This is a genomic window from Streptomyces brevispora, from assembly GCF_007829885.1.
In the GTDB taxonomy this organism is placed as follows: Bacteria; Actinomycetota; Actinomycetes; order Streptomycetales; family Streptomycetaceae; genus Streptomyces; species Streptomyces brevispora.
The window spans coordinates 4,527,514-4,547,926 of sequence record NZ_VIWW01000001.1 but is presented as its reverse complement, the minus strand read 5'-3'; the positions used below and the strand labels follow the sequence as shown (position 1 = coordinate 4,547,926).

The 20,413-nt window shown below is 71.0% G+C and carries 18 protein-coding genes and 2 pseudogenes; 9 read left to right on the top strand and 11 right to left on the bottom strand.

Annotated features, from left to right (window positions below; genetic code table 11):
- Nucleotides 1-881 precede the first annotated feature (881 nt).
- The 5 genes and pseudogenes from FHX80_RS21270 to FHX80_RS21250 all read right to left on the bottom strand — a co-directional run.
- The gene (locus tag FHX80_RS21270; protein ID WP_167523588.1) at nucleotides 882-1,664 is read right to left on the bottom strand and encodes a LamG domain-containing protein; all 783 of its coding nucleotides are present in this window, start codon (nucleotides 1,662-1,664) and stop codon (nucleotides 882-884) included.
- Between the two features lie 442 nt (nucleotides 1,665-2,106).
- Entirely contained in the window at nucleotides 2,107-3,807 is a 1,701-nt protein-coding gene (icmA, locus tag FHX80_RS21265; RefSeq protein ID WP_145765653.1) for a coenzyme B12-dependent isobutyryl-CoA mutase large subunit, read from the bottom strand.
- Between the two features lie 74 nt (nucleotides 3,808-3,881).
- Nucleotides 3,882-4,214, bottom strand: coding sequence for a DUF3817 domain-containing protein (locus tag FHX80_RS21260; RefSeq protein ID WP_145765652.1), 333 nt, complete (start codon nucleotides 4,212-4,214; stop codon nucleotides 3,882-3,884).
- Between the two features lie 65 nt (nucleotides 4,215-4,279).
- A complete protein-coding gene (locus tag FHX80_RS21255; protein WP_145765651.1) occupies nucleotides 4,280-4,789 on the bottom strand; it encodes a MarR family winged helix-turn-helix transcriptional regulator in 510 nt (169 codons plus the stop codon).
- A 10-nt stretch (nucleotides 4,790-4,799) separates the two neighbouring features.
- Nucleotides 4,800-5,042, bottom strand: a pseudogene (locus FHX80_RS21250) (MFS transporter); the annotation flags it as partial.
- Between the two features lie 5 nt (nucleotides 5,043-5,047).
- Here FHX80_RS21250 and FHX80_RS21245 point away from each other — a divergent pair.
- Nucleotides 5,048-5,696: pseudogene (locus FHX80_RS21245) on the top strand (ArsR/SmtB family transcription factor); the annotation flags it as partial.
- Nucleotides 5,697-5,749: 53 nt separating this feature from the next.
- On the opposite strand, the gene FHX80_RS21240 reads toward FHX80_RS21245, so the two are convergent.
- Together FHX80_RS21240 and FHX80_RS21235 are read right to left on the bottom strand one after the other, a co-directional pair.
- Nucleotides 5,750-6,043, bottom strand: a complete 294-nt coding sequence (locus FHX80_RS21240; protein ID WP_014048385.1) for an MTH1187 family thiamine-binding protein — start codon at nucleotides 6,041-6,043, stop codon at nucleotides 5,750-5,752.
- Complete coding sequence (locus FHX80_RS21235; protein ID WP_145765650.1) at nucleotides 6,040-6,390, bottom strand: DUF3817 domain-containing protein; 351 nt, start codon at nucleotides 6,388-6,390, stop codon at nucleotides 6,040-6,042. Before FHX80_RS21235 ends, FHX80_RS21240 begins: the two co-directional genes overlap by 4 nt.
- Before the next feature lie 177 nt (nucleotides 6,391-6,567).
- Here FHX80_RS21235 and FHX80_RS21230 point away from each other — a divergent pair, with 177 nt between their 5' ends.
- The 4 genes from FHX80_RS21230 to FHX80_RS21215 all read left to right on the top strand — a co-directional run bounded on the left by FHX80_RS21230 (nucleotide 6,568) and on the right by FHX80_RS21215 (nucleotide 9,208).
- Nucleotides 6,568-7,200 (top strand): AIM24 family protein, encoded by a 633-nt coding sequence (locus FHX80_RS21230; protein WP_145767414.1) that lies wholly within the window; start codon nucleotides 6,568-6,570, stop codon nucleotides 7,198-7,200.
- Complete coding sequence (locus FHX80_RS21225) at nucleotides 7,200-7,850, top strand: AIM24 family protein (protein WP_145765649.1); 651 nt, start codon at nucleotides 7,200-7,202, stop codon at nucleotides 7,848-7,850. The genes FHX80_RS21230 and FHX80_RS21225 overlap by 1 nt, the downstream gene beginning before the upstream one ends.
- Nucleotides 7,847-8,614 (top strand): AIM24 family protein, encoded by a 768-nt coding sequence (locus FHX80_RS21220; RefSeq protein WP_145765648.1) that lies wholly within the window; start codon nucleotides 7,847-7,849, stop codon nucleotides 8,612-8,614. Before FHX80_RS21225 ends, FHX80_RS21220 begins: the two co-directional genes overlap by 4 nt.
- A 123-nt stretch (nucleotides 8,615-8,737) precedes the next feature.
- Complete coding sequence (locus FHX80_RS21215) at nucleotides 8,738-9,208, top strand: MarR family winged helix-turn-helix transcriptional regulator (protein WP_145765647.1); 471 nt, start codon at nucleotides 8,738-8,740, stop codon at nucleotides 9,206-9,208.
- Between the two features lie 97 nt (nucleotides 9,209-9,305).
- Here FHX80_RS21215 and FHX80_RS21210 read toward each other — a convergent pair whose 3' ends face one another.
- Both FHX80_RS21210 and FHX80_RS21205 read right to left on the bottom strand, forming a co-directional pair.
- Nucleotides 9,306-10,766 carry a sensor histidine kinase gene (locus FHX80_RS21210; RefSeq protein WP_145765646.1) on the bottom strand — a complete coding sequence of 487 codons (1,461 nt, stop codon included), beginning with the start codon at nucleotides 10,764-10,766 and terminating at the stop codon, nucleotides 9,306-9,308.
- A complete protein-coding gene (locus FHX80_RS21205; RefSeq protein WP_145765645.1) occupies nucleotides 10,763-11,422 on the bottom strand; it encodes a response regulator transcription factor in 660 nt (219 codons plus the stop codon). Before FHX80_RS21205 ends, FHX80_RS21210 begins: the two co-directional genes overlap by 4 nt.
- 119 nt (nucleotides 11,423-11,541) lie before the next feature.
- Between FHX80_RS21205 and FHX80_RS21200 the strand changes: the two genes are divergently transcribed.
- Nucleotides 11,542-12,141: a PepSY domain-containing protein gene (locus FHX80_RS21200; RefSeq protein ID WP_145765644.1), complete on the top strand. Its 600-nt coding sequence runs from the start codon at nucleotides 11,542-11,544 to the stop codon at nucleotides 12,139-12,141.
- 229 nt (nucleotides 12,142-12,370) lie between these two features.
- On the opposite strand, the gene meaB is transcribed toward FHX80_RS21200, so the two are convergent.
- Nucleotides 12,371-13,330: a methylmalonyl Co-A mutase-associated GTPase MeaB gene (gene meaB / locus FHX80_RS21195; protein WP_145767413.1), complete on the bottom strand. Its 960-nt coding sequence runs from the start codon at nucleotides 13,328-13,330 to the stop codon at nucleotides 12,371-12,373.
- Nucleotides 13,331-13,369: 39 nt separating this feature from the next.
- Nucleotides 13,370-14,572 (bottom strand): acetyl-CoA C-acetyltransferase, encoded by a 1,203-nt coding sequence (locus FHX80_RS21190; protein ID WP_145765643.1) that lies wholly within the window; start codon nucleotides 14,570-14,572, stop codon nucleotides 13,370-13,372.
- A 134-nt stretch (nucleotides 14,573-14,706) separates the two neighbouring features.
- Here FHX80_RS21190 and mce point away from each other — a divergent pair, with 134 nt between their 5' ends.
- From mce to FHX80_RS21175, 3 genes are all read left to right on the top strand, one after another.
- Complete coding sequence (gene mce / locus FHX80_RS21185; RefSeq protein ID WP_145765642.1) at nucleotides 14,707-15,135, top strand: methylmalonyl-CoA epimerase; 429 nt, start codon at nucleotides 14,707-14,709, stop codon at nucleotides 15,133-15,135.
- Nucleotides 15,136-15,379: 244 nt separating this feature from the next.
- Nucleotides 15,380-19,228 carry a polarized growth protein Scy gene (gene scy, locus FHX80_RS21180; RefSeq protein WP_145765641.1) on the top strand — a complete coding sequence of 1,283 codons (3,849 nt, stop codon included), beginning with the start codon at nucleotides 15,380-15,382 and terminating at the stop codon, nucleotides 19,226-19,228.
- Between the two features lie 188 nt (nucleotides 19,229-19,416).
- Nucleotides 19,417-20,355 (top strand): coiled-coil domain-containing protein, encoded by a 939-nt coding sequence (locus tag FHX80_RS21175; protein ID WP_145765640.1) that lies wholly within the window; start codon nucleotides 19,417-19,419, stop codon nucleotides 20,353-20,355.
- The last annotated feature ends 58 nt before the right edge of the window (nucleotides 20,356-20,413 follow it).

The window sequence follows — 20,413 nt, the reverse complement described above, 5'->3', positions numbered from 1 at the left end:
ATCGCGGTGGTGGCGTTGGTGAAGACCGCGGCCTTGGGGTAGTCGGGATCCGTCTTCGGCTTGCCCTGCCAGTACTTCTGGAAGACCAGCATGCGGCTGACGATGTAGGCCTGGCCCTGCGCCTCGATCATCGCGTCCGAGGCCTTGCGCAGGTCCTTGCAGGCCTGGATCTCGGCAGCGACGAGGTCACCGCGCTGCTTGGCCTGGCTCGCCTGTTCCGCCTGCCATTCGGCGTCCGCGGTTTCCACCACGTCGTTGAACTTGTCGGACGCGCCGTAGGGGTCCTCCGTCGCGCAGCCGGCCCACTGGGTCTTGAGCTCCTCGACCTCCATGCGGAATTCGAGCGAGTCGCTCTCCGGGCTCACCGAGGGGAATCCGCCCAGCCGGATGAATCGGGCGATCTCGTTGGCCGACATCTTCTTGAGGTCGTCCTCGGAGGTGAAGCCGTAGACACCTCCGTACGGTTCGTCCTTCGACTCCTCCTTCCGCTGGTTGAGGATGACGATGGCGTTGTCGAGCGATGCCTTGGAGGGCTTGGTCGGCGGCAGCCCGTCGAAGTTCTTCGTCCCGTCGTCACCCAGGAACTGCAGCATCGTCTGCGCGTAGTTGGGTGCTTCCAGGAACGTCATGTAGTCGTCGTTGTGGACGGCGAACGGCTTCGTGACACCCGCCCACCCGGTCTGGCGGGTGGAATGGGCGGCGCTTGCCACCCGCAGGTCGTCCTGGTCCTCGCGACGTGCGGTTCCGAGTGTGCCGGCGCCCCACGTGTAGACGGCGAGGCGCGCGTTGACCGCGGGGCCCACCAGGCCCTGTGCGGCGGCGGCCTTGACCTTCGGGCCACCGGCGTGCAGCCAGTTGCCGGTGGTGCAGTAGTCCGCGCGCTATGACCTGCGGGATGGCCGCGCCGGACGCCTGGAGGTCGTTGAGTGCCCGGCTCCAGACCCGTACGTCGTCCATGCGGCCCGGGAAGTAGCCGGCCGGCTGTCCTGCCGCCAGGCCTTGGCGTGGGTGGCGGTGGCCACTCGGGCACCGTTCACGTACAGCCGGATCTGGCCGGCTGCCGCGTCGAAGACGCCTGTGAGATGGGTCCAGTCGTTACCATTCCAGTCGTTGCCGCTTGCCACGGGAGCCGTGCCGGTGACGGTGTCCCAGGCCGTCGCCGCGGTGTCCTCGTTCGGCATGGCGAATGCGGGCTTGCCGTCCGCGTTGATCCTCAGCTCGAAGCCGGAGACCTGGCTACCCGGCTGCGAGATGACCGTGTAGGCCTTGCCCGGCTTCTCCGAGCGCAGCCACGCCGAGACAGTGAAGGACTGGTCCGTGGGCAGCGGCACCGGAACGGTGAGGTAGTCGTCCACCCCGTCCAACCGCAGCGTGCGGCCCCCGGATCCGCCGCCCCAAATGGACTCGTTGTCCGTCCTCTCTCCGGCGTAGATGCCATTGTGATGGGTGGCCTCCGGTCCGCCTTCAAGCTCGCCCGAAGTCGGGGTGTACTCCGGCTCGCTCCACTCGAAGTCATAGTGCGCGACCTCCCCCTTGAGGGGATAGACGGGCGACGCGTCCTCGTCCGCGGCCGTCGCGCTCTGCGGCGCCGACGGCTTGTTGGGCACCGCGTGGGCGAGCGTCGTCACTGTCGACAGCGCGGTGACGAACGCCGTGGCTGTCATCAGCCTGGCCACACCAGGCCGGGTGCCGCCCGGTCTCTTCCGGATTCTGGTCTTCACGATCCACCGTTCCCTGGTCATTGGAAGGTGCTCCAGGGCAGGACGGCAGCAGTGCGAAACGCGGCAGAGTTAATATCTCCTGGCGGCGCCCTTCGAACGCCCCCCGGGGGGCTCGTCATGATCATTACATTCATGACGGGCCATCACAATGCCTTCACACAAGCTCGTCCGCCGCACCGGTCGCCGTCGGCTCCTGCCGTTCCTGGTTCGCGGCAGAAAGAGACGGACAATCCGCTCCGGTGGGTAGAGGTGGTGACAGGGCCACTCCGAGAATCCTCCCGAAGTCCCGCGGCCCCAACCTCCGCGGGGCGGGGCCCCGCCGGAGGAACGCGGAAGCCGACCGGGGTGGAGCCCGGTCGGCCCAGCCGTGCGGTCGGATCGACACTCAGAAGCCGGGCGGCTCCGTGTAGGTGCCCCATTCCTCGCGAAGCACCCCGCAGATCTCACCGAGGGTCGCCTCGGCCCGTACGGCGTCGAGCATCGGGGCGATCATGTTGGAGCCGTCGCGGGCGGCGGCCAGCATCGCGTCCAGCGCGGCGGTCACCCGGGCGTCGTCGCGGCCGCCCTTGCGGCCGGCCAGCTCGCTGACCTGGTCGCGCTCGACCTCGTGGCTGACCCGCAGGATCTCCAGGTCCCCGGTCACCGAGCCGTGGTGGACGTTGACGCCGACGACCCGCTTCTCGCCCTTCTCCAGCGACCGCTGGTAACGGAAGGCGGATTCGGCGATCTCGCCGGTGAACCAGCCGTCCTCGATGCCGCGCAGGATGCCGGAGGTCATCGGGCCGATCGGGTGCTGCCCGTCGAGGTGGGCCCGGGTGCCGCGCTCCTTGATCTGCTCGAAGATCTTCTCGGCGTCCGCCTCGATCCGGTCGGTGAGCTGCTCCACGTACCAGGAGCCGCCCAGCGGGTCGGCCACATTGGCGACGCCGGTCTCCTCCATCAGCACCTGCTGGGTGCGCAGGGCGATCTCGGCGGCCTGCTCGGAGGGGAGCGCCAGGGTCTCGTCGAGGGCGTTGGTGTGCAGGGAGTTCGTGCCGCCCAGAACGGCGGAGAGCGCCTCGACCGCGGTCCGTACGACGTTGTTGTACGGCTGCTGGGCGGTGAGCGAGACGCCGGCGGTCTGGGTGTGGAAGCGGAGCCACTGCGCCTTGTCGGTCTTCGCGCCGTACGTCTCCTTCATCCAGCGGGCCCAGATCCGACGGGCCGCGCGGAACTTGGCGATCTCCTCGAAGAAGTCGAGGTGCGCGTCGAAGAAGAAGGAGAGGCCGGGCGCGAAGGTGTCGACGTCCAGCCCGCGGGAGAGGCCGAGCTCCACGTAGCCGAAGCCGTCGGCGAGGGTGTACGCCAGCTCCTGCGCGGCCGTGGCTCCGGCCTCGCGGATGTGGTAGCCGGAGACGGAGAGCGGCTTGTAGGCGGGGATGTCGCGGGCGCAGTGCTCCATCAGGTCGCCGATGAGACGCAGATGGGGCTCGGGCTGGAAGAGCCACTCCTTCTGCGCGATGTACTCCTTGAAGATGTCCGTCTGGAGCGTGCCGTTGAGCACGGCCGGGTCGACGCCCTGGCGCTCGGCGGCGACCAGGTACATGCAGAAGACCGGCACGGCGGGGCCGCTGATCGTCATCGACGTCGTGACGTCACCGAGCGGGATGTCCTTGAAGAGGACCTCCATGTCGGCGGCGGAGTCGATGGCCACCCCGCAGTGGCCGACCTCGCCGAGCGCGCGCGGGTCGTCCGAGTCGCGGCCCATCAGCGTCGGCATGTCGAAGGCGACGCTGAGTCCGCCGCCGCCCGCGGCCAGGATCATCTTGTAGCGCTCGTTGGTCTGCTCGGCGTTGCCGAAGCCGGCGAACTGGCGGATCGTCCAGGTGCGGCCGCGGTAGCCGGTCGGGTAGAGCCCGCGGGTGAAGGGGTACTCGCCGGGCCAGCCGATCCGCTCGAAACCCTCGTACGTGTCCCCGGGCCGGGGGCCGTAGGCGGGCTCGACCGGATCCCCGGAGAGCGTGGTGAAGTCCGCGTCACGCTTGCGGGCCTTGTCGTAACGGGCCTGCCAGCGTTGGCGGCCTTCCTCGATCGCGTCAGCGTCCATGAGACGAATTTACTAGGACGTCCTAGTAAATGTCGATGGCAAACCGCCCGGCGCTTCGCACGGGGCGGTTCGGTTCAGGCTTCGGCGGTCACCGCGGGGGCGTCCGCGAGCAGCGGCTCGACCTCGCGGACGACCTTGCGCTCGACGAAGAACGCGGCCGTCGGGATCGTGCCGGAGACCAGCACCCAGAGCAGCTTGCCCATCGGCCACTTCGCCTTGGAACCGAGGTCGAAGGCGAAGATCAGGTAGATGATGTAGAGCACGCCGTGGATCTGCGAGACGACGAGGGTCAGGCCCTCACCCTTCTCGAAGCCGTACTTGAAGATCATGCACAGGCACAGGATCAACAACATGACGGCGGTGACATAAGCCATCACCCGGTACCGGGTCAGGACGCTGCGTTTCATGCCATCGACCCTAACCGGGCACCCGGGGCGATCTTGCAGCGGGCCGGGGCCCGGAACCCCGTCTCTCAGTTCTCCTCGAAGTCCTGTGCCGCGATCCGCAGCGGCCGCAGCAGCGCGAAGATCTCGCCGCACTCCTCGGCGTCATACGTCCCGAGCCCGAACTCCATCGCGACCAGGTCCTGGGTGGCGGTCTCGACGACCTCGCGGCCCTTGTCCGTGATGGAGGCGAGCGTGCCGCGCCCGTCGTTCGGGTTGGGGCGCTTGTCGACCAGGCCGGAGCGCACCAGCCGGTCCACGGTGTTCGTGACGGAGGTGGGGTGGACCATCAGCCGCTCGCCGATCTTGGACATCGGCAGCTCACCGGCCTTGGAGAAGGTGAGCAGCACCAGCGCCTCGTACCGGGCGAAGGTCAGCCCGTACGGTTTGACGACCGCGTCCACCTCCGCGAGCAGGATCTGCTGCGCACGCATGATCGAGGTGATCGCGCCCATGGAGGGCACCGGACCCCAGCGCTGCTGCCAGTGTTCGTCGGCGCGGGCGATGGGATCGAAGGGGAGACTGAGCGGCTTCGGCACGGCTTCGACCTTACCCACTGGCCACATGCTGATCCTCCCCGTCTCGAACTTCGGTCCGAATACGGTGAGCGGGTGCGGTTCCGCGGACCTCCGCGACGAGCAGCAGCAGGCACAGCGTGCCCAGCACCCCGGCCCCGGCGACCACCTGGTGCACCGGGAAGAACTCGGCGGCCACCAGGCAGCGCAGCACGAGCAGTCCGGCGACGGGGGTGCCCGGCAGACCCATCACGGCGACGCAGCCGGCGCGGATCAGGTCGCTCCCCGCTCTGGGAGACCCAGGCCGCCGTGCGGGTGCTGGCCAGGCCGGAGCGGCAGGGCTATCACCTGCCGTGGCTGCGCAGGATCCGGCAGGCCGCCGCCGGGCTCGAACTCGAACCCCTGTGGCTGCTGATGACCGAGGGCGGCCACAACCCGGACTTCTTCTGCCCGCCGGCGCTGGGGCCCCTGGCCTCGTTCGAGGAGGAGATCGCGAGGGTGCGGGCGGTCGATCCGGCGCTGGCGCGGGAGGACATGGGGTGCTCGGCGGGCAGGGGCTCGTGCTGATGCCCAGTGTCTTCGGCCGGCCCGATGTGGTCGGCGGGTACGAGGCGCCGTGGCTGCCCGCGGTCATCTATCCGGCACGCGGAGTCGGCGGACTCCGGACGGAGCCGGACGACCGCACCCCGGAGGTGCTCGCCCGGCTGCTCGGCCGGGCCCGCGCCGACGTCCTGTGCGCGCCCGACGAGCCGGCCGGCACCGGCGCGCTCGCGCACCGGCTCGGCCGCGCACCCTCCTCCGTGTCGGAGCACCTGTCGGTGCTGCGGGCCGCGGGCTGCTCACGTCGTGCCGATACGGCCACCAGGTGCTGTACGAACGGACGCCGCTCGGGATCGCCCTGGCGGTGTCGCAGCACCGGGCGCCGGAATGACGGAAGCCCCCGGCCGGCTGCGGCAGGGGGCTCCGGGGCGCGGGGCGGGGGCGTCAGTCCGCGAGGTACCGCTCGACCGTCTCGACCTTGGAGGTCAGGCCGTCGGTCACACCGGGGCGGATGTCGGCCTTCAGGACGAGGGAGACCCGCCCGGCCCGCGCCTCGACGGCCGCGACGGCGCGCTTGACGACGTCCATGACCTCGTCCCACTCACCTTCGACGGAGGTGAACATGGCGTCCGTGCGGTTGGGCAGTCCGGACTCGCGGACGACGCGGACGGCGTCGGCGACGTACTCACCGACGTCCTCGCCGACCCCCAGCGGGCTGACGGAGAAGGCGACGATCATGCGCTGACCGTGCCTTCGCGGCGGGCGCGGGCGGCGATGACGCCGTCGGCCTCGTACTGCTTCAGCAGCTTGTCGCCGTACAGTCCGCCGAACGGCAGCACACAGAGCAGGAAGAAGAACGCGACGCGCTTGAGCGGCCACTTGGTCTTGGACCAGACGTCCAGCAGCAGGACGACGTAGATCACGAAGAGCCCGCCGTGCAGGGCGCCGAGCGGCATCATCAGGAAGTCGATGTCGGAGACCCGGCTCAGGATCGATCCGAAGATGATCAGCGCCGGGAAGGAGAGCGCCTCGGGAATCGAGATGAGGCGCAGCCGGTGCAGGGCGGTAGCGGTCTTGATGTCCACGGGGGCACCTTCGGTGGGAGGAGGGCTACGGCTTGTGAACGCAGGCACAAGCGTCACCATTGTGGCACCGACTCCTGCCGGACGAGGTAGCGGGGGCCGTTTCGCGCCCTTCGGGCACTCCTTGTCCTCAATCGCCGTACGGGGCCGTTTTCCGGCGGCTACCGTCACCCCGTGGCAATGTTTCGACTCCAAGGCAGCAGGACGCTCGCCGTCGACCTGGCCGGCGACGCCGTCAAGGCGAAGAACGGCTCGATGGTCGCGTACGACGGCCGGATGACGTTCAAGAAGATGACCGGCGGCGGTGAGGGTCTGCGCGGCATGGTGACCCGCCGGCTGACCGGCGAGCAGATGACCGTGATGGAGGTGACCGGGCAGGGCACCTGCTACTTCGCCGACCGTGCGAGTGAGATCAATCTCGTCTCGCTGCGCGGCGAGAAGCTGTACGTCGAGGCGAGCAATCTGCTCTGCACCGACGCCGGGCTGCGTACCGGCACCACCTTCACCGGGCTGCGCGGCGGCGCGACGGGCAACGGCCTGTTCACCACCACCGTCGAGGGAACCGGCCAGGCGGCGATCATGTCGGACGGCTCGGCCGTGGCCCTGCGGGTCTCCGCCCAGTACCCGCTCTTCGTCGACCCGGGCGCCTACATCGCCCACCAGGGCAGCCTCCAGCAGCACTTCCAGTCCGGGGTCAACTTCCGGACGCTGATGGGCGAGGGATCGGGCGAGTCCTTCCAGATCCGCTTCGAGGGCGAGGGGCTCGTCTACGTCCAGCCCAGCGAGCGGAACACGATCGGGGGCAACGTCTGATGCCGTTCCGTGAGATCAACTCGAAGATGGTCGAGGCGACGGTGCTGCCAGGCCAGAAGATGTTCAGCCAGCGCGGCGCGATGCTGGCCTACCGCGGCGAGGTGTCGTTCACCCCGAACATCCAGGGCGGTCAGGGCGGGGTGATGTCGATGATCGGCCGCCGGATGGCGAACGAGGCGACCCCGCTGATGACGGTCGAGGGAAGCGGCACGGTGATGTTCGGCCACGGCGGTCATCACATCCAGGTGATCAATCTGGCCGGGGACACCCTCTACGTGGAGGCCGACCGGCTGCTCGCCTTCGACGGCACGCTCCAGCAGGGCACGATGTTCATGGGCTCGCAGGGCGGGGTGATGGGCATGGTGCGCGGCCAGGTGACCGGGCAGGGCCTGTTCACCACGACGCTCAAGGGGCACGGCGCGGTGGCGGTGATGGCGCACGGCGGGGTGATCGAGCTGCCGATCGCACCGGGCCGCGATGTGCATGTGGACCCGCAGGCGTACGTCGCCCACCACGGCGATGTGCGCAACAAGCTCTCCACCGCGCTCGGTTGGCGCGACATGGTGGGGCGCGGCTCCGGCGAGGCGTTCCAGCTGGAGCTCAGCGGCAATGGTGCGGTGTACGTCCAGGCGTCGGAGGAGAAGCTGTGAGCACGCCCGTGGTCTTCGATCCGATGACACTGCCGTCGGACGACAACGTCAACTCGTACACCTTCTGCGTGGAGCTCAAGGGGAGCCAGTGGTTCCTGCAGAAGGGCAAGATGATCGCCTACTACGGGCGGATCGAGTTCAACGGCATCGGGCACGGCCGCTTCGAGCGGCTGGTCCGTACGAGCTTCCACTCGCCGCTGCACGCGAGCGACTGGGTGGTGGCCGAGGGCAGCGGGAAGATGCTGCTCGCGGACCGGGCCTTCGATGTGAACTCGTACGACCTGGAGGACGGGAACCTGACGATCCGGTCCGGCAATCTGCTCGCCTACCAGCCGACGCTGGCGCTGAAGCAGTCGATCGTGCCGGGGTTCCTGACGCTGATCGGCACGGGGAAGTTCGTCGCGGCGTCCAATGGTCCGGTGGTCTTCATGGAGCCGCCGCTGCGGGTCGATCCGCAGGCGCTGGTGGGCTGGGCGGACTGCCCCTCGCCGTGCCACCACTACGACCACGGCTACATGACGGGCGTACTGGGCGGGCTGCGCGCGTTCACCGGGATCGGGGGCGCCTCGGGCGAGGAGCACCAGTTCGAGTTCGTGGGCGCGGGTACGGTGCTGCTCCAGTCCACCGAGGTGCTGATGGCCGAGCAGCCGACGGGGGCGGTGCCGCAGCAGCCGGGGGTTCCGGGCGGCGGCGGGGGTCAACCTGGGTCCGCCAGTCGCTCCGCCGGTCAGCTGGGCGACCTCCAGCGTCGCTTCGGGTTGTGAACTGTAGTCTGCGGAGTGTGACGCCGAGGGCCCGCGCTTTGGCTGCGGGACCCGGCCAGTACGTGCGGGGCGTCACACAAACTGACTTCGTCCGGATTTCAACTTCTTAGGTAGAATCCATACATGGAGACCGAGACGGCCACCCGCTGGCTGAGCGACGCGGAGCAGTGCGCCTGGCGCACCCACCTGGACGTCAGCAGGCTGCTGATGCACCAACTGGAGAGGGACCTCCAGCCGTTCGGCCTGACCAACAACGACTACGAGATTCTCGTCAACCTCTCGGAGGCGGACGAACAGCGCCTGCGGATGAGCGACCTCGCCACCGTCACCCTGCAGTCCAAGAGCAGGCTCTCGCACCAGATCACCCGCATGGAGAGCGTGGGCCTGGTCCGCCGGGAGAACTGCGAGTCCGACCGGCGCGGGCTGTACGCGGTCCTCACCGAGGCCGGCGCGGAGACGATGCGGAAGGTGGCGCCGCACCACGTGGCGTCGGTGCGCAAGCACTTCATGGACCTGCTGACGCCGGAGGCGCTGGAGCAGCTGCACGCGGCCCTGGCCCCGGTCGCCGATCATCTGCGCGCACGCCGCGTCTGAGCAGGACCGAAAGCACCGCGCACGCCACATCCGAGCGAAACCGGCACACCGGCGACAGCGCTCGGTCCGAGCGGCACCGGCACACCGGTGACAGCGCTCAGCGGGAGCCCGGCAGCCACAGCTCGAACCGGGCGCCGTGCTCCCCCGCACCGGCCACGGTCAGCCGGCCCCCGTGCCGGGTGGCCACATCACGGGCGATGGCGAGGCCCAGACCGGCCCCGCCGTCGTCACGGGCGCGGGCGTCGTCGAGGCGCACGAAGCGTTCGAAGATCCGTTCGCGCTCCGCCTCCGGCACCCCGGCCCCGTCGTCCGTGACCGCCACGACCGCCCCACCGCGCTCCGCGCGCACCGCGACGGCCACCGAACTCTCCGCGTGCCGCTCCGCGTTGTCCAGCAGATTGCCTATCACCCTGGCCAACTGGCCGCGTGAGCCGGTCACTTCCGGACCGCCGGGCTCCGGCACGGACACCGTCACCGCAATCCGGTCGCCGGTGCGCTGCGAGACCTCCTCGTGGACCAGTGCGCCGACGTCCACTCGCGCCTTCCCCGGCCGCTCCCCCGCGTCCAGCCGGGCCAGCAGCAGCAGATCGGCGGCCAGCACCTGGAGCCGTACGGTGTCGGCGACCGCGCCCTCAACGTCCAGCAGTTCCGGGTGCGCCGCACCCACCTCCAACTGGGTGCGGAGCGAGGCGATCGGGCTGCGCAGTTCGTGCGAGGCGTCCGCGACGAAGCGCCGCTGACGGTCGACCGAGGCCTCCAGGGCAGTCAGCGTCTCGTTGGTGGTCCGGGCCAGCCGGGCGATCTCGTCGTGCGAACCGGGCTCCGGCACCCGTCGGCTCAGATCCTCGGACGCGGTGATCGCCGCCATCTCGCGCCGGATGCCCTCGACCGGGCGGAGCGCCCGCCGGGTCACCAGCCAGGTCACCCCGGCGACGACGAGCAGCACGACGGGCAGCCCGGCCAACATCGCACCGCGCACGCTCGCGACGGCCCGCTGCTCCGCGGCGAGCGGGGCGCCCGCGTGGACGGTCAGGGTCAGCCCGGCGGAGTTGGTCGCCTCGATGGAGGCGAACCGGTAGTCGGCACTGTCGCCGTCGACGGTGGCGGTGCCGTTGCTGAAGTGCGGTGCGTCGGTGGAGACCTCACCGCGGCCGGGGGTGATGCTCACGCCGTCGTCATCGTCGTGGCCGCCGTGGTCGTCGTGGCCGTCGTGGTCGTCGTCGCTCTTCTCGGTGGCGGCGGGCGAGGGCTGCGGGGTGACCCGGTCCGTGCCGGTGCCGGCGATCGCTTCCAGGTCCTTGGAGACGGCGACCACTCGCCCGCCCTCGTCGGTCACCTGGACCGGATGGTCCTCCTCGTCGCTCATCCCCAGCTTGCCGTAGGGGACGTCGAGGGCCAGCTGCCCGGCGGTCTCCCGGGCCGCCACCTCGGCCTGGAGCCCCGCCTGGTCGGTGAGGTTGGCGCGCAGGACGAGCAGGACGCCGAGCCCGGCGGCGACGACCGCGAGGGCGACCACCACGGTGGCACCGAGCGCCGCCCTGGCCCGTACCGATCTCACAGCGCCTCCAGCCGGTAGCCGGCGCCGCGCACGGTACGGATGACGGCCGCGCCGAGCTTGCGGCGCAGGGCGCTCACGTACACCTCGACGATGTTCGGGTCCCCGTCGTAGGCGAAGTCCCAGACGTGCTCCAGGATCTCCGCCTTGCTGATCAGCTGCCCGGCCCGCAGGGCGAGTTGTTCGAGCACCGCGAACTCCTTGGCGGTGAGGACGATCTCGTCGTCGCCGAGGTGGACCCGGCGGGCGGCGGTGTCCATCCGCAGGGCCCCGACGGTGACCACCGGCGAGGCGGAACCGCCGCGGCGGCGCAGCAGCGCGCGGACCCGGGCGACCAGCACCACGTAGCTGAACGGCTTGGTCAGGTAGTCGTCGGCACCGGTGTCGAGCCCCTCCGCCTCGTCGTACTCCCCGTCCTTCGCCGTCAGCATCAGGATGGGCACCTCGTTCCCGGCGGCGCGCAGGGCGGCGCAGACCCGGTAGCCGTTCATCCCCGGCAGCATGATGTCGAGGACCACGAGGTCGTACGCGCCCTCGGTGGCCCGGTGCAGCCCTTCGAGCCCGTCGTGCACGACGTCCACGGCGAATCCCTCGGCGGTGAGCCCCCGGGCCAGGGAGATCGCCAGCCGCTTCTCGTCCTCCACGATCAACAGGCGCATGCGCACAGCCTCGCAAACCGAACCTGAAGACACCTTCAGGTGGCTTCAGGCTGCGTTCAGCATCACACCGGCAGTGTGGGCCCCGTCGCAACGGAACCATCCGATCGGGAGGAACCCTCATGAAGCGAAAGATCGTCATCGCCGCCGTCACCGCAGCCGTGCTCGTCGGCGGCGCAGCCGCCACGGCCGTCGCCCTCACGGGCGACGACAGCCGCGGCAGCGGCGCCCGTACCGCCTCCGGGAGCAGCACGGCCCGGGTCGCGGCCGGTGACGCGGCCAAGGCCGCCGTCCGGGCCGTCCCGGGCACGGTGACCGAGGCCGAGCTCGACGACGAGGACGGCCGGCTCGTCTGGGAGATCGATGTGTACGGCTCCGACAGGTCCTGGCACGACGTGACGGTGGACCCGGGCAACGGCAAGGTGCTCGGCAAGCACGTCGACAACGACGACAACGACCGGCACGCACCCCGCAGGACCTCCGTCACGCTGGACGCGGCGGCCGACGCGGCAGTCCGGTCGGCCCCGGGCACGGTGACCTCGATCGAGCTGGAGGACCACGACGGCCGGGGCGGCAGTGCGGTGCACTGGGAAGTCGACGTCCGGGGCAAGGACGGCAAGAAGCACGGGCTGAACGTGGACGCGAAGACGGCGAAGGTCACGGTGGACCGGTCGGACGACGGTCACGGGGACGATATCGGGGACGACGGGGACGACGACTGAGGAAGCAGCCGCCGCGCCGGTCCCGGCCCGGCCGTGGTCCGGCGGTCCCGCCCCCCTGTTCCCGGTGCGGCCCGCACGCCGCACCGGGAACAGGGGAAGGAACCGCCCAGGCCTCCCCGACGGGCCCCGGGGACCTCTCAGGCCTTCCCGGTGAGCCCCGGTGGGACCGTCCATGGGGGACCTCTCAGGCCTCCCCGGTCAGTCCCGGGGGACCGTCCGGGGGGACCTCTCAGGCCTCCCCGGTGAGCCCCGCCACCAGTTCGTCCGCCGCCGTGTACGGGTCGAGCCGGCCGGCCACGATGCGTTCGGCGAGCGCGCCGAGGCGGCGGTCGCCGTGCAGGTCGCCGATGCGTTCGCGGAGCCGGGTGACCGCGATCGTCTCGACCTCGTGGGCGGCGCGGGCCGCGCGCCGCTCGGCCAGGACGCCGTGCTCCTCCATCCACGCCCGGTGCTTCTCCAGCGCCTCGACGACCTCGTCGATGCCCTCGCCCCGGGCGGCGACCGTCTTCACGATCGGCGGCCGCCAGTCGCCGGGTCCCCGGGACTCCCCGAGGCCCAGCATGTGGTTCAGCTCCCGGGCGGTGGCGTCCGCGCCGTCCCGGTCCGCCTTGTTGACCACGTAGACGTCGCCGATCTCCAGGATCCCGGCCTTGGCCGCCTGGATGCCGTCGCCCATACCGGGGGCCAGGAGCACGACGGAGGTGTCGGCCTGGGAGGCGATCTCCACCTCCGACTGGCCGACGCCCACGGTCTCCACCAGGATCACGTCGCAGCCCGCCGCGTCCAGCACCCGGATCGCCTGCGGTGCCGACCAGGCGAGGCCGCCCAGGTGCCCGCGGGTGGCCATGGAGCGGATGTAGACGCCCGGGTCGGATGCGTGATCCGACATCCGGACCCGGTCACCGAGCAGCGCGCCGCCGGAGAACGGCGACGACGGGTCGACGGCGAGCACGGCGACCCGCTTGCCCTGCCGCCGGTACGCGGAGACGAGCGCCGACGTCGATGTCGACTTACCGACACCCGGTGAGCCGGTCAGGCCGACGACGTAGGCGTTGCCCGCCAGCGGCGCCAGGGCCGCCATCACCTCGCGCAGCTGCGGCGACGCCCCCTCCACCAGGGAGATGAGCCGGGCCACCGCCCGCGGTCTGCCCGCACGGGCCTGCTCCACCAGGGTGGGGACGTCCACCATCACCGCTCCGTTCACCGCGTGCTCCACATGTACCGCGTACTACTTGCCCGGAACGCGGAGGATCAGCGCATCGCCCTGACCCCCGCCGCCGCACAGCGCCGCCGCTCCGGTGCCGCCGCCACGCCGCTTCAGCTCCAGCGCCAGGTGCAGCACCACACGGGCGCCGGACATCCCGATCGGGTGGCCGAGCGCGATGGCGCCGCCGTTGACGTTGACCTTGTCCGAGGTCACGCCGAGGTCCTTCATGGACTGGATGGCGACGGCCGCGAACGCCTCGTTGATCTCGATGAGGTCGAGGTCCTCGACGCCGATGCCCTCCTTCTTGAGGGCGTGCCGGATCGCGTTGGACGGCTGGGACTGGAGCGAGTTGTCCGGGCCGGCCACATTGCCGTGGGCGCCGATCTCGGCGATCCAGTCCAGGCCCAGCGCCTCGGCCTTGGCCCTGCTCATGACGACGACCGCTGCGGCGCCGTCGGAGATCTGCGAGGAGGTGCCCGCGGTGATCGTGCCGTCCTTGGCGAAGGCGGGGCGCAGCCTGCCGAGCGACTCGGCGGTCGTCTCGGGGCGGATGCCCTCGTCCTGGGAGAAGAGGACCGGGTCGCCCTTGCGCTGCGGGATCTCGACCGGGGTGATCTCGGCCTCGAAGAGACCGTTCTTCTGGGCGGCGGCGGCGCGCTGGTGGGACTGGGCGCCGATCTCGTCCTGGGCCGCACGGTCCAGTCCGAGGCGGGTGTTGTGCTTCTCGGTGGACTCACCCATCGGGATGTTCTCGTAGGCGTCGGTCAGGCCGTCGTACGCCATGGAGTCGAGCATCTCGATCGCGCCGTACTTGTGGCCCTCGCGCGACTTCGGGAGCAGGTGCGGGGCGTTCGTCATGGACTCCTGGCCGCCGGCCACGACGATGTCGAACTCGCCGGCGCGGATCAGCTGGTCGGCCAGCGCGATGGCGTCGAGCCCGGAGAGGCACACCTTGTTGACGGTGAGCGCGGGGACGTTCATCGGGATGCCCGCCTTGACCGCGGCCTGCCGTGCCGGGATCTGCCCTGCCCCGGCCTGCAGCACCTGGCCCATGATCACGTACTCGACCTGGTCGCCGCCGATGCCGGCCCGTTCCAGTGCCGCCTTGATGGCGAAGCCTCCGAGGTCGGCTCCGGAGAAGCTCTTCAGCGAGCCGAGGAGGCGGCCCATGGGCGTACGGGCGCCCGCGACGATCACGGAAGTCGTACCTGTCGTTCCTGACATGAGGCACAGCCCCTTGGAATAGGAGTGAACGAGGGTTTACCTGAATGTACTGAGCGGTACCGCGCCCGTCATCCGGCTACGAGTGTGATCGCGCGCACGTTGCGTAACCATCCGAGGAGCGCTGCACTGGTTCCATGCTGACGCGAATCGACCACATCGGGATCGCCTGTTTCGACCTCGACGCCACTGTCGAGTTCTACCGCTCGACCTACGGGTTCGAGGTGTTCCACTCCGAGGTCAACGAGGAGCAGGGCGTGAGGGAGGCCATGCTCAAGATCAACGAGACGTCGGACGGCGGCGCCTCCTACCTCCAGCTGCTGGAACCGACCCGCGAGGACTCCGCCGTCGGCAAGTGGCTGGCCAAGAACGGCGAGGGGGTGCACCACCTCGCCTTCGGTACGGCCGACGTCGACGCGGAGTCCGCGGACATCCGGGAGAAGGGTGTCAGGGTGCTGTACGACGAGCCCAGGACGGGGTCGATGGGGTCCCGGATCACCTTCCTGCACCCCAAGGACTGCCACGGTGTCCTGACCGAACTGGTCACGTCCCGGACGGAGCACTGACCCGAGGCATACCCGGCCCGGTAGAGTGGGCTGTTCCGGGCCGGGGCCGGGTCGGGGCCGCGCCGCGTCCTCAGCCGTTGATCTGTCACCATTCCCCGGGGGGACCGTTCGCCGGCGAACGGTACTCGTTTGGAGTGTGCGACCAGGGTTGGGGTCTCCCCTGCTCAGTGGGGTATCCCCTGCTCGAACGAAGTTGAGAGTTCGGGGAAGAAGTTGAGAGCTCGGGGAAGGATGGGACCGCGCAGTGCGGGGCTACGAACGCCAGGAGAGCCACCGAGCTGAAGACGACCATCTCTCGCGGTTCGAGGCCGAGATGGACCGGCTGAAGACCGACCGGGAGAAGGCCGTCCAGCATGCCGAGGACCTCGGCTACCAGGTCGAGGTCTTGCGCGCCAAGCTGCACGAGGCCCGCCGCAGTCTGGCGACCCGTCCCGCGTACGACAGCGCGGACATCGGCTACCAGGCGGAGCAGATGCTCCGTAACGCCCAGATCCAGGCCGAGCAGCTGCGCACCGACGCGGAGCGCGAGCTGCGCGACGCCCGTGCCCAGACGCAGCGGATCCTTCAGGAGCACGCGGAGCACCAGGCGCGGCTCCAGACCGAGCTGCACAACGAGGCCGTGCAGCGGCGCCAGCGGCTCGACCAGGAGCTGGCGGAACGCCGCCAGACCGTCGAGTCCCATGTCAACGAGAACGTCGCGTGGGCCGAGCAGTTGCGGGCCAGGACCGAGTCCCAGGCCCGTCGGCTGCTGGAGGAGTCACGGGCCGAGGCCGAGCAGGCGCTGACCGCCGCACGCTCCGAGGCCGTCCGGCTGGCGGAAGAGACGCGGCAGCGGCTCGGTTCCGAGGCGGAGTCCGCCCGGTCCGAGGCCGAGTCGATCCTGCTGCGGGCCCGCAGGGACGCCGAGCGGCTGATGAACACCGCCTCCAGCCAGGCGCAGGAGGCCACCGCCCACGCCGAGCAGCTGCGTGCGTCGGCGACGGCCGAGACCGAGCAGACGCGGCAGCAGACCGCCGAGCTGAACCGGACCGCCGAGCAGCGCATGCAGGAGGCCGAGACGCAGCTGCGCGAGGCCCGGCTGGAGGCCGAGAAGGTCCTGTCCGAGGCGAAGGAGGCCGCGATCAAGCGGCTGGCCGGCGCCGAGTCGCAGAACGAGCAGCGCACCCGTACCGCCAAGTCGGAGATCGCCCGGCTCGTCGGCGAGGCCACCAAGGACGCCGAAGCCCTCAAGGCGGAGGCCGAGCAGTCGCTCGCCGATGCCCGTGCCGAGGCCGACCGGCTCCGCTCCGAGGCGGCCGACGCCGCGCGCACCGCCGCCGCGGAGGACGCCGCGGCCCAGCTCGCCAAGGCGGCCCGTGCCGCCGAGGAGGTGCTGACCAAGGCGTCGGACGACGCCAGGTCGACGACCCGGTCGGCGGGCGAGGAGGCCGACCGGATCCGCCGCGAGGCCGAGGCCGAGGCGGACCGGCTGCGCGGCGAGGCCGCCGAGCAGGCCGACCAGCTCAAGGGCGCGGCCAAGGACGACACCAAGGAGTACCGGGCCAAGACGGTCGAGCTCCAGGAGGAGGCACGCAGGCTGCGCGGCGAGGCCGAGCAGCTGCGTTCCGAAGCGGTCGCCGAGGGCGAGCGGATCCGCGGCGAGGCCCGCCGGGAGGCCGTCCAGCAGATCGAGGAGGGCGCCAAGACCGCCGAGGAGCTGCTGGCCAAGGCGCGGGCGGACGCGGAGGAGCTGCGCGGCGCCGCGGGCACCGAGAGCGAGCGGGTCCGCACCGAGGCCACCGAGCGGGCCGGCACCCTGCGCAAGCAGGCCGAGGAGGCCCTGGAGCGGGCCCGCGCCGAGGCCGAGCGGCTGCGCACCGAGTCCGAGGAGCAGGCCGAGTCGACGACGTCCGCGGCCGAGCAGGCGGCGACGGAGCTGCGCGAGGAGACCGAGCGCGCGGTCGCGGCCCGGCAGGCCGAGGCGGCCGAGGAGCTGGCCCGGCTGCACACCGAAGCCGAGACCAGGGTCAGCACGGCCGAGAAGACGCTGGGCGAGGCGCGCACCGACGCGGAGCGCATCCGGCGCGAGACGAACGAGGAGTCCGAGCGGCTGCGCGCGGAGGCCGCCGAGCGGCTGCGCACCCTCCAGGAGCAGGCCGAGGCCGAGGCCCAGCGGCTGCGCGACGAGGCCGCCGCCGATGCCTCGCAGTCCCGTGCGGAGGGCGAGACCGTCGCCGTACGGCTGCGCAGTGAGGCGGCCGTCGAGGCGGAGCGGCTCAAGGCCGAGGCGCAGGAGAGTGCCGACCGGGTGCGGTCGGAGGCCGCGGCCGCGGCGGAGCGGGTGGGCACGGAGGCCGCCGAGGCGCTGGCCGCCGCCCAGGAGGAGGCCAACCGGCGCCGCCGGGAGGCGGAGGAGACCCTCGACGCGGCACGTGCCGAGGCGAACCAGGAGCGCGAGCGGGCCCGCGAGCAGAGCGAGGATCTCCTCGCCTCCGCCCGCAAGCGGGTCGAGGAGGCGCAGGCCGAGGCCCAGCGCCTGGTCGAGGAGGCGGACAGCCGGGCGACCGAGATGGTCTCCGCGGCCGAGCAGACCGCCCAGCAGGTACGGGATGCGGTCAGCGGGCTCCAGGAGCAGGCCGAGGCGGAGATCGCCGGGCTGCGCTCCACCGCCGAGCACGTCGCGGAGCGGACGAAGTCCGAGGCGCAGGAGGAGGCGGACCGGGTCCGCTCCGATGCCTACGCCGAGCGGGAGCGGGCCGGGGAGGACGCGGCCCGGATCCGTTCCGTCGCGAAGGAGGAGACCGAGGCCGCGAAGGCGATGGCCGAGCGGACGGTCTCCGAGGCGATCACGGAGTCAGAGAAACTGCGGGCCGACGCCGCCGCGGAGGCGGAGAAACTGCGGGCCGACGCCGCCGCGGAGGCGGAGAAGCTGCGGGCCGACGCCGCGGAGTACAGCCAGCGGATGCGCACCGAGGCGTCCGACGCCCTGGCCTCCGCCGAGCAGGATGCCTCGCGCAGCCGTGCGGAGGCCCGCGAGGACGCCAACCGGATGCGGTCGGAGGCGGCGGTCCAGGCCGACCGTCTGATGTCCGAGGCGACCGTCGAGAGCGAGCGCGTCCGTACCGAGGCGGCGCAGCAGGCGGCCCGGATCGGCGACGAGGCGGCCGGCGAGTCGGAGCGGCTGCGGGCGGAGGCGGCGGCCACCGTCGGTTCCGCGCAGGAGCACGCGGCCCGGACCCGCGAGGAGTCGGAGCGGCTGCGCGGCGAGGCCGAGGCCGCGGCCGAACAGATGCGTGCCGAGGCCCGTGAGGAGGCGGACCGGCTGCTCGACGAGGCGCGTGAATCGGCCTCGAAGCGCCGGGCCGACGCCGCCGAGCAGGCCGACCAGCTGATCAACAAGGCCCAGGAGGAGGCGCTGCGCGCCGCCACCGAGGCCGAGGAGCAGGCCGACACGATGGTCGGGGCCGCCCGGAACGAGGCTGTCCGGATCACCTCCGACGCGACGGTCGAGGGCAACTCCCTGGTCGAGCGGGCCCGGACAGACGCGGACGAGCTGCTGGTCGGCGCCCGCCGGGACGCCACCGCCATCCGGGAGCGGGCCGAGGAGCTCAGGACCCGCCTGGAGAGCGAGATCGAGGAGCTGCACGACCGTGCCCGGCGGGAGACCTCCGAGCAGATGAAGACGGCCGGCGAGCGCGTCGACAAACTGATGAAGGCGGCGACCGAGCAGCGCGACGAGGCCGCGGCGAAGGCCAAGGAGCTCCTGTCCGACGCCAGTTCGGAGGCGAGCAAGGTCCGGATCGCCGCCGTGAAGCGGGCCGAGTCGTTGCTGAAGGAGGCCGAGCAGAAGAAGGCCAGCCTGGTGCGCGAGGCCGAGAAGCTGCGGTCCGACGCCGAGGCCGAGGCCAAGCGGACGGTGGACGAGGGCCGGCGCGAACTCGATGTACTGGTGCGCCGGCGCGCGGACATCAACACGGAGATCTCCCGCGTCCAGGACGTGCTGGAGGCGTTGGAGTCATTCGAGACCCCGGCGGCGGGTGGTAAGGGCGCCGACGGCGTCAAGGCCGGGGCCGCCGCGGGCACTCGTTCGAATGGCAAGCCGTCCGATGGGTAGATCCTTTCCGGGGACCTCCCGCGACCCAGCAAAGCCAATCATTCCTCCGAGTGGCAAGAGTTGCGGGGTCCAGCCACTCAAAAGGGGTGTCATTCTCCAGATCAAACCGGCATCTGCTCGATGACACGCCGTCCGGGCCCCTAGGATTCCCTCTATCACCTCACCGGTCTTACTTCGACAGGAACCCCATGAGTGACCCCTCCTCCCCCTTCGGCTTCGAGCATGTGCGGCGTGGTTACGACCGCGGTCAGGTGGATGACCGCATTACCAAGCTCGTCGCCGACCGTGATAGTGCTCTCGCCCGCATCACGTCTCTGGAAAAGCGCATCGAGGAACTGCACCTCGAAACGCAGAACGCCCAGGCGCAGGTGAGCGACGCCGAGCCGTCGTACGCCGGTCTCGGCGCTCGCGTGGAGAAGATTCTCCGCCTTGCCGAGGAGGAGGCGAAGGACCTTCGAGAAGAGGCCCGTCGCGCCGCCGAGCAGCACCGCGAGCTCGCCGAGTCCGCCGCCCAGCAGGTTCGTAACGACGCCGAGGCCTTCGCCGCCGAGCGCAAGTCCAAGGCCGAGGACGACGGTGTCCGCATCGTCGATAAGGCCAAGGGCGAGGCCACCACGCTGCGCACGGACGCTCAGAAGGACGCCGCCCAGAAGCGCGAGGAGGCCGACGCCCTCTTCGAGGAGACCCGTGCCAAGGCCGCCCAGGCCGCCGCGGACTTCGAGACGAACCTGGCCAAGCGCCGCGACCAGTCGGAGCGCGACCTCGCGTCCCGTCAGGCCAAGGCCGAGAAGCGTCTGGCCGAGATCGAGCACCGCGCGGAGCAGCTCCGGCTGGAAGCCGAGAAGCTCCGTACGGACGCCGAGCGCCGGGCCCGTCAGACGGTGGAGACCGCGCAGCGCCAGTCCGAGGACATCGTGGCCGACGCCAACGCGAAGGCCGACCGGATCCGCAGCGAGTCGGAGCGCGAGCTGGCGGCGCTCACCAACCGCCGCGACTCGATCAACGCGCAGCTGACCAACGTCCGCGAGATGCTGGCGACGCTGACCGGTGCCGCGGTGGCCGCCGCCGGCACCCCCGCCGACGAGGAGCCCGCCTCCCGCGGCGTCCCGGCCCAGCAGACCCGCTGACGCCAGGGAACGACGCGGTACGACCGGTCGTCCCCGACGCACCGGCCGGTTCGATCCC

Coding starts and splice junctions, on each gene's coding strand:
- FHX80_RS21190 (WP_145765643.1), bottom strand. CDS start 14,572: ATGTCAGGAACGACAGGTACGACTTCCGTGATCGTCGCGGGCGCCCGT.
- meaB (WP_145767413.1), bottom strand. CDS start 13,330: ATGGTGGACGTCCCCACCCTGGTGGAGCAGGCCCGTGCGGGCAGACCG.
- FHX80_RS21205 (WP_145765645.1), bottom strand. CDS start 11,422: ATGCGCCTGTTGATCGTGGAGGACGAGAAGCGGCTGGCGATCTCCCTG.
- FHX80_RS21240 (WP_014048385.1), bottom strand. CDS start 6,043: ATGATCGTCGCCTTCTCCGTCAGCCCGCTGGGGGTCGGCGAGGACGTC.
- FHX80_RS21215 (WP_145765647.1), top strand. CDS start 8,738: ATGGAGACCGAGACGGCCACCCGCTGGCTGAGCGACGCGGAGCAGTGC.
- FHX80_RS21270 (WP_167523588.1), bottom strand. CDS start 1,664: ATGACAGCCACGGCGTTCGTCACCGCGCTGTCGACAGTGACGACGCTC.
- FHX80_RS21175 (WP_145765640.1), top strand. CDS start 19,417: ATGAGTGACCCCTCCTCCCCCTTCGGCTTCGAGCATGTGCGGCGTGGT.
- FHX80_RS21230 (WP_145767414.1), top strand. CDS start 6,568: ATGTTTCGACTCCAAGGCAGCAGGACGCTCGCCGTCGACCTGGCCGGC.
- FHX80_RS21225 (WP_145765649.1), top strand. CDS start 7,200: ATGCCGTTCCGTGAGATCAACTCGAAGATGGTCGAGGCGACGGTGCTG.
- mce (WP_145765642.1), top strand. CDS start 14,707: ATGCTGACGCGAATCGACCACATCGGGATCGCCTGTTTCGACCTCGAC.
- icmA (WP_145765653.1), bottom strand. CDS start 3,807: ATGGACGCTGACGCGATCGAGGAAGGCCGCCAACGCTGGCAGGCCCGT.
- FHX80_RS21200 (WP_145765644.1), top strand. CDS start 11,542: ATGAAGCGAAAGATCGTCATCGCCGCCGTCACCGCAGCCGTGCTCGTC.
- FHX80_RS21260 (WP_145765652.1), bottom strand. CDS start 4,214: ATGAAACGCAGCGTCCTGACCCGGTACCGGGTGATGGCTTATGTCACC.